The following is a 7,096-nucleotide window of genomic DNA, read 5'->3' on the forward strand; positions in this document are numbered from 1 at the left end:
TGACCAATTACACCTTGAATTTGTCGATTCTGATCAAGAAATCGAACGCCGTACCGGTGCAGATATTGCCTGGGTGTTTGATCTTGAGGGTGAAGAAGGCTTTAGACTTCGTGAAGAATCTGTTATTGGCGACTTAACCGAAATGCAAGGTATTGTACTTGCAACCGGTGGTGGTTCAGTAATGAGTAAAGAAGTTCGAAACAAGCTTTCGGCTCGTGGTATCGTTGTATACCTAGAGACACCTATAGAAAAGCAAGTTGCACGCACGCAACGCGACAAGCGTCGCCCATTACTGCAAACTGAAGAAGCACCTCGTAATGTACTAGAGCGCTTAGCAGAAGAACGCGAGCCACTATACAAAGAAGTTGCCGATTTTGTTGTACGCACCGATGAGCAAAGCGCTAAAGTTGTTGCTAACCAAATCATCGAGAAATTAGATTTTTAAAAACCAATAATAAAGGAAATAACAAAGCATGCTTGAATTAACTGTTAATTTGGACGAGCGAAGTTATCCTATTTTTATTGGTCAATCTGCACTTCAAGATAATGGCCGCCTTGTTCACCACATTGGTGATTGTCGGCCTATCATTATCACTAACGACACAGTTGCGCCTTTATATTTACAAGGACTGCTTGATTCGTTAGCTGATCTAGACCCTCTTTCTTTTGTCATTCCCGATGGTGAGCAATACAAGTCACTTGAATGGTTTGAGAAAATATCTGCTTTTTTATTGCAAAATAATTGCGGCCGAGACACATGCTTAATTGCACTAGGTGGCGGCGTTATTGGCGATTTAACAGGTTTTGTTGCTGCATGTTATCAGCGCGGTGTACCGTTTATTCAAATTCCGACCACGGTGCTATCACAAGTTGACTCCTCTGTAGGGGGTAAAACAGCGGTAAATCACCCATTGGGTAAAAACATGATTGGGGCGTTTTATCAGCCGCAAGCTGTTTTTATTGATACTAATTCACTTCATACTTTACCAGAGCGCGAATTTGCAGCGGGTATGGCCGAAGTTATTAAGTATGGTTTAATTTACGATACCGAGCTATTTGCTTTTATTGAGCAAAATGTAGAAAAGCTACAGCAACTAGATGAAGCAAGTTTGCAGCATATTATTTATAGATGTTGTGAAATTAAAGCGCTTATCGTGGCGCAAGATGAAAAAGAAAATGGCCTTCGTGCATTACTCAACTTAGGGCATACCTTTGCGCATGCAATTGAAGCGCAAATGGGATACGGTGTATGGCTACATGGCGAGGCTGTTGCTACCGGAATGGTACTTGCTGCTAAATTAGCGCATACACGCGGTGATTTATCGCAAACTGAGGTAGATAGAATTGTAACGCTACTCAAGCTTTATAATTTACCGACTGAGATCCCAAGTGAAATGACTGCTGAGCAGTTTTTAATGCATATGCGCAAAGACAAAAAAAATAAAAAAGGCACTATCCGCTTTATTTTACCTACTCAATTTGGTCAATGCGCATTGGTAGATGACGTATCAGACGACCAAGTTAGAGCGTTAATCGAGCAATAATGCAGGCGCAAATTTTACCAAGCCGTGCGGCGTTGGTGGATAGAATCGCTCTGCAATTTGAATACGGGCAAAACTTAATTGTATTACTAGGCACCTCTGGCCTAGGCAAAAGTTATATGCTCGAAACCTTCATCACCGACAAATACAACAGTTTTAATAAAGCATTTGTACAAGTAAGTGCCAGTGTAAATGATGTATCACTGATGAGTGATATATTAGAGCAAAGCTTTAACTCTCCGCTGATTGACCACGATTTATCGTTAAGTGAAAACTTTTACCAATTGTTGCAGCAGCAGCCGTGTGAGGCTTGTTTGTGGGTGCTCGATAATGCAAGGCACTTATCTGAAGAGCTATTACAGGAATTAGAGTTACTTGCCAAAAACAGCCCTGTAACGCTTTATATCATGCTAGCTTCGCAATCAAAGCTAGCTATTAATAATGCCGTTGAAATTTACTTAGAGCCTTTATCTGCACATGAATCTAAACAGCTAATGAGCTGGTATTTTCCTAATTTACCGTACGATGAAGACCCCGTATTTAGCGCATTTTTAAATGAAGCGAAAGGCAACCCCAGCTTATTATTAGCATGGCAACCAACCGAGCATGTGGCTGATATTGTAAAAAAAGATAAAGTGTCGTGGCGAGTACACTTAATCTCGTTGTTAATTATAATTATGCTACTTATCATTGGTTTGTTGTATAAAAATGACATGACCCAGTGGTGGCAAACGTACTATCAAAATCAACAAAGCCAAGGCATAGATACCGCTATTCCTGCTTCTAAAATTACCGCTATCCCAAGCGCGAATAAAGAAGTCAGTAATGACAATTCTGATATTTCAAAAGCGGATTTGCCTTTAGAGGCGGTTAGCGATAAATCACAAGAGAATGTAGCGCCCCATAAAAACGATGTGCCGGCGATAATGCAAAGCCTAACGCGTGAGGCTCAACAAAGCGCTCAGAGTGAGCAAAGCGAAGCGTTACCACAAAGCTTAAACACTCCTGAGACTATTGAGCCAATTGAAAGTGACGATAAAGAAAGCCCGCAGCCTAAAACCTCAAATAACGTATCAGATAACGCTTGGTATTTAGCTCAGCCAGATAATAATACAACTGTGCAGCTGCTAGCCGTTACACAGGAAAAAATCACCCGTGAGTTTATTATTCAACATAATTTAAGCCAGCGCGCTAAGGTTTACCAAACTAAGCGAAATAATAAAGTGTGGTGGGTGGTTACTATTGGCAGTTATGCATCACTCGCTGATGCTAAAAGTGCGTTGTCTGCCTTGTCGAGTGCGCTTAGAAAGAACAAGCCTTTTTATAAAAAAATCAGCAAAATAAAACAAGAAATTACACGACTTGATCAGTAAACTGACTCACTTTAGTGTAAAATCGCGCTACAGCAGATTGAAGTTAAGAACCAATGCAACAAAAGAGTAGAGCCTTCCTTAAATGGGCTGGCGGTAAATACAGCCTAGTTGAAGATATTAATGCACGTTTATCTCAAGCCAGCAAACACGCTGAAACCTTGGTAGAACCTTTTGTAGGTGCAGGCTCGGTATTTTTAAATAGTAATTTTAAACACTATTTACTCAACGACATCAATGCTGATTTAATTAACTTATACAAAGAGCTCAAGCGCTCGCCGGATGAGTTTATAAGTGACTCTAAAAAACTATTTGTTGATTTAAATAACCACCCAGACGCTTACTACGAATACCGTGTACAGTTTAATAAAAGCAATGATGTATATGAGCGCGCAATGCTCTTTTTATACATGAATCGCCATGGTTACAATGGGCTGTGTAGGTATAACCTAAAAGGCATTTTTAACGTGCCATTTGGTAAATATAAAAAGCCTTATTTTCCAGAAAAAGAAATGTACTTTTTTGCCGAAAAAGCACAAAAAGCCACATTTACCTGCCTAAGCTACGATGATGTGTTTAAGCTTGTGCCAAACAATGCGGTTATTTATTGCGATCCGCCTTATGTGCCGCTAAGTAAAACAGCGTCGTTTACCTCTTATGCTAAAGGCGGGTTTAATTTAGACGATCAAGCAAACTTGGCAAACTTAGCCGAGCAAGCCGCGTTTGAAAACAATACGCCAGTGCTTATATCTAACCACGATACCGTGTGGACGCGAAAAATTTATAGCCAAGCTACACTTGGTAAAATTCAGGTAAAACGTACTATCAGCCCTAAAGGTGGATCACGCAACAAGGTCGACGAACTAATGGCTATGTATTTAGCACCCAAGCAACCACTGCGTAAATTGTCACTACAAAAATAACAAAAAACAGCACAGCTAAAGCAATAATAAAAAGAGGGGAGTGTTGTTGGAAGTCGGCTTGGCGTTTGTGCTCTGATTGCACACCAAAAAATGCTGCTAGCACACTTTGCAACGCGCTAATAAAGTGCAGCATTATTTAAAATAGAGGTTTTATTGAAGGCGTATTCTTAGCGTCTTCTGAGCTAGTTAATAGCTCTAATAAATCTAAATAATGAAACTGCGCACTGCGGCTATCGCCTGTTAGCCACGAAAACCACGATGAGTCTTCTTCTACTTTCGCACACGTTAAGGTGTTTGAAGCGTTTTTACTACTTGCCTGATGCTGACAATTGCTAACTAAGCTTAAATCTTGCTCAGAACTTGGCGCAAAACTAAATGCCCCAATAAATAACAATGCCGACGCAATTAAGATCCCTGTTTTAAATGCACGCATAATATTAGCCTAAAATTAAGTTACTCCTTTAATAATAACAAAAGCTGTATAAATAACAAACTAATATTTATCTGTAATAGCTAAGGCCTGTTGAAACTTGCGAGTTAAAGTGTGTTCTCAAGCTAAGAGTTTTTAAATCGCGCCCCGAAGTTTGTAATCGAGTGGGCACAATAACTGCTCTTACGTTAATCTAATAGCTTACATCATTTAAGCAAAGCTTGTGCGTCTACTCACGGCCTTACCAAAAATTAAACATGCTGCCCAAAACTCAACCACTAAAGCTTTTCATAAATAAATACTTATATATTTAAATCGATATTTTTAGTTATGCCTAATTTACAGTGTATTACTTGGGAAACCTCAGCATTTACGGTACATTAAGGCATATTTTACTGATTGACGGATTACTATGTTAAACCCTGAACAAAAATACTTAATTGCGCCTTCTATTTTGTCAGCCGATTTTGCAAAATTAGGCGAAGATGTGGATAAAGTACTCGCTGCAGGCGCTGATGTAGTACATTTTGATGTCATGGATAATCACTACGTGCCTAATCTCACTATTGGGCCTATGGTGTGTAAAGCGCTTAGAGATTACGGTGTAACAGCGCCTATAGATGTGCACCTAATGGTAAAACCAGTCGATAGTATAATTCCTTTGTTTGCAGAGGCCGGCGCATCAATAATTACTTTTCACCCTGAGGCCAGCGAGCATATAGACCGCACCATACAGCTCATTAAAGACCATGGTTGTAAAGCAGGCTTAGTATTTAACCCTGCCACTAGCCTTAGCTACCTCGATCACGTTATTGATAAGCTAGATACTATTTTATTAATGTCGGTAAACCCAGGCTTTGGCGGCCAAAGCTTTATTCCCCACACCCTTGAAAAACTAGCTCAAGCTAAGCAGCGTATAGTTGCGTCGGGTCGTGATATTCGCCTAGAAGTAGATGGTGGTATTAAGGTTGATAACATAGCGGCAGCAGCGCAAGCAGGTGCCGATATGTTTGTAGCAGGGTCTGCTATTTTTAATGAGCCTGATTACAAGGTTGTTATTGATCAAATGCGTGAGCAGTTAGGAAACGTAAAGTAATGAAATATGATGTAGCTTTGTTCGACCTTGACGGCACACTTGTTGATAGCGTTTACGATTTATACCTAGCAGTAAACTTAACACTGAGTGATTTAGCGTTTCCTATTGTTAGCCAAAGCTTGGTTGAAAGCTGGATAGGCAACGGCATCGAAACCTTAGTAAAGCGTGCACTCAGCGGCGATATGCAAATTAGCGAACATTTAGATGAAGCGCTTAGTGCAAAAGCCATTGCCTTATTTTACCAACATTATGAGCAGCTAGTGGGCAAGTATAGTGTGTTGTATCAGCATGTAGAAACAGGGCTCAGTGCTTTGCGGGGCATGCCAAAAGCACTTGTTACTAATAAGGCGCGTCTATTTACCGAGCTACTACTTGATAAGCTTTCCCTTACCAGTCACTTTGAAGTGATAGTGTGTGGAGACGATATGGCTAAAAAGCCTTCACCAGCGCCTTTACTGTATGCATGTAAAAAGCTGAATGTTGAGCCGAGTAAGGCTATTATGATTGGCGATTCAAAAAGCGATATATTGGCAGCACATGCCGCTAAAATTGATGTAATAGCGGTGGATTATGGTTATAACCAAGGCGAAAATCTTGAGGATTATAATCCACAGTACCTATGCGATAACTTCTTAGATATAATACCAACACTAACACAGCGTTAAAATTTTTAATTAACTAAACACTAAAGGAAAATCATGAGTAAACCAGTAGTTTTAAGTGGCATTCAGCCAACCGGTGGTATGACAATAGGCAACTATGTTGGCGCTATTAACCAGTGGCTAAAGCTACAGGAAGACCACGAAAGTTTCTTTATGCTAGTTGATTTACACGCGATTACTGTTCGCCAAGAGCCTGAACTTCTTCGCTCTCGTGTATTAGATGGTATAGCGTTATATGCGGCATGTGGCATAGACCCTGAAAAATCGGCCTTATTTGTACAGTCGCAAGTGCCAGAACATGCGCAGTTAGCATGGGTGCTAAATTGTTACGCACAAATGGGCGAGCTTAACCGCATGACCCAGTTTAAAGACAAGTCATCTAAACATGCTAACAATGTAAACGTCGGTTTATTTTCGTACCCAGTATTGCAAGCAGCGGATATTTTATTATACCAAGCTGACCAAGTACCGGTAGGGGATGACCAAAAGCAGCACTTAGAGCTAACGCGTGATATAGCTACACGCTTTAATAATTTATACGGTGACGTATTTAAGTTACCTGAGCCATATATTCCTGAATTTGGCGCACGCGTAATGAGCCTTCAAGATCCGCTCAAAAAAATGTCTAAGTCTGATGAAAACCCTAATGGCTACATCATGCTATTAGATGAGCCTAAAAAGATTGAGAAAAAGCTTAAAAAAGCAGTAACCGATTCAGACGAGCAAGCGCGTATTTACTTTGACCGTACTGAAAAGCCAGGCGTTTCTAATTTACTTACTTTATTAAGCGTAGCCACTAAGCGCTCAATTGAAGACTTAGTGCCAGAGTATGAAGATAAAATGTATGGCCACCTGAAAAAAGACACAGCCGATGCAGTTGTTAGCATGATTGAGCCAATCCAAGCACGTTTTAAAGAGATCAGAGAAGATCAAAACCTACTTGATAGCATCATGAAATCAGGCGCAGAAAAGGCCAGTGTACGTGCAGAAAAAACACTTAAATCGGTTTACGATGCACTAGGGTTTATTCCTCGTACATAAATTGCTTTCTTAGGGCGTGTTGATCTTTGCGGA

At 40.4% G+C, this 7,096-nt stretch carries 9 protein-coding genes; 7 read left to right on the top strand and 2 right to left on the bottom strand.

Annotated elements, in window-relative coordinates:
* The 4 genes from aroK to B4F91_RS14290 form a co-directional block, all read left to right on the top strand.
* The coding region (gene aroK, locus B4F91_RS14275; protein WP_286937105.1) for a shikimate kinase AroK at nucleotides 1–445 on the top strand (445 nt) is incomplete at its 5' end.
* A gap of 28 nt (nucleotides 446–473) precedes the next feature.
* Complete coding sequence (aroB, locus tag B4F91_RS14280) at nucleotides 474–1,544, top strand: 3-dehydroquinate synthase (protein WP_286937103.1); 1,071 nt, start codon at nucleotides 474–476, stop codon at nucleotides 1,542–1,544.
* A complete protein-coding gene (locus B4F91_RS14285) occupies nucleotides 1,544–2,914 on the top strand; it encodes an AAA family ATPase (protein WP_286937101.1) in 1,371 nt (456 codons plus the stop codon). Before aroB ends, B4F91_RS14285 begins: the two co-directional genes overlap by 1 nt.
* A 53-nt stretch (nucleotides 2,915–2,967) precedes the next feature.
* Nucleotides 2,968–3,834 carry a Dam family site-specific DNA-(adenine-N6)-methyltransferase gene (locus B4F91_RS14290; RefSeq protein WP_004589353.1) on the top strand — a complete coding sequence of 289 codons (867 nt, stop codon included), beginning with the start codon at nucleotides 2,968–2,970 and terminating at the stop codon, nucleotides 3,832–3,834.
* Here B4F91_RS14290 and B4F91_RS14295 read toward each other — a convergent pair.
* Nucleotides 3,782–3,967 carry a DUF2970 domain-containing protein gene (locus B4F91_RS14295; RefSeq protein ID WP_024032525.1) on the bottom strand — a complete coding sequence of 62 codons (186 nt, stop codon included), beginning with the start codon at nucleotides 3,965–3,967 and terminating at the stop codon, nucleotides 3,782–3,784. The genes B4F91_RS14290 and B4F91_RS14295 overlap by 53 nt on opposite strands.
* 3 nt (nucleotides 3,968–3,970) lie before the next feature.
* Nucleotides 3,971–4,267, bottom strand: coding sequence for a hypothetical protein (locus tag B4F91_RS14300; RefSeq protein ID WP_029771857.1), 297 nt, complete (start codon nucleotides 4,265–4,267; stop codon nucleotides 3,971–3,973).
* 409 nt (nucleotides 4,268–4,676) lie between these two features.
* Here B4F91_RS14300 and rpe point away from each other — a divergent pair, with 409 nt between their 5' ends.
* From rpe to trpS, 3 genes are read left to right on the top strand one after another with little or no spacing between them, the layout of a single operon-like run.
* The gene (rpe, locus tag B4F91_RS14305) at nucleotides 4,677–5,360 is read left to right on the top strand and encodes a ribulose-phosphate 3-epimerase (protein WP_029771856.1); all 684 of its coding nucleotides are present in this window, start codon (nucleotides 4,677–4,679) and stop codon (nucleotides 5,358–5,360) included.
* Complete coding sequence (locus B4F91_RS14310) at nucleotides 5,360–6,025, top strand: phosphoglycolate phosphatase (RefSeq protein ID WP_004589357.1); 666 nt, start codon at nucleotides 5,360–5,362, stop codon at nucleotides 6,023–6,025. Before rpe ends, B4F91_RS14310 begins: the two co-directional genes overlap by 1 nt.
* 33 nt (nucleotides 6,026–6,058) lie before the next feature.
* Nucleotides 6,059–7,063, top strand: coding sequence for a tryptophan--tRNA ligase (trpS, locus tag B4F91_RS14315; protein WP_029771853.1), 1,005 nt, complete (start codon nucleotides 6,059–6,061; stop codon nucleotides 7,061–7,063).
* The last annotated feature ends 33 nt before the right edge of the window (nucleotides 7,064–7,096 follow it).

The sequence above is a fragment of the Pseudoalteromonas sp. UBA6610 genome (assembly GCF_002433295.1).
In the GTDB taxonomy this organism is placed as follows: domain Bacteria; phylum Pseudomonadota; class Gammaproteobacteria; order Enterobacterales; family Alteromonadaceae; genus Pseudoalteromonas; species Pseudoalteromonas atlantica.

Excerpts from the sequence above, each read along its gene's own strand:
- aroB (WP_286937103.1), top strand. The coding sequence starts at position 474 with ATGCTTGAATTAACTGTTAATTTGGACGAGCGAAGTTATCCTATTTTT.
- B4F91_RS14285 (WP_286937101.1), top strand. The coding sequence starts at position 1,544 with ATGCAGGCGCAAATTTTACCAAGCCGTGCGGCGTTGGTGGATAGAATC.
- B4F91_RS14290 (WP_004589353.1), top strand. The coding sequence starts at position 2,968 with ATGCAACAAAAGAGTAGAGCCTTCCTTAAATGGGCTGGCGGTAAATAC.
- B4F91_RS14295 (WP_024032525.1), bottom strand. The coding sequence starts at position 3,967 with ATGCTGCACTTTATTAGCGCGTTGCAAAGTGTGCTAGCAGCATTTTTT.
- B4F91_RS14300 (WP_029771857.1), bottom strand. The coding sequence starts at position 4,267 with ATGCGTGCATTTAAAACAGGGATCTTAATTGCGTCGGCATTGTTATTT.
- rpe (WP_029771856.1), top strand. The coding sequence starts at position 4,677 with ATGTTAAACCCTGAACAAAAATACTTAATTGCGCCTTCTATTTTGTCA.
- B4F91_RS14310 (WP_004589357.1), top strand. The coding sequence starts at position 5,360 with ATGAAATATGATGTAGCTTTGTTCGACCTTGACGGCACACTTGTTGAT.
- trpS (WP_029771853.1), top strand. The coding sequence starts at position 6,059 with ATGAGTAAACCAGTAGTTTTAAGTGGCATTCAGCCAACCGGTGGTATG.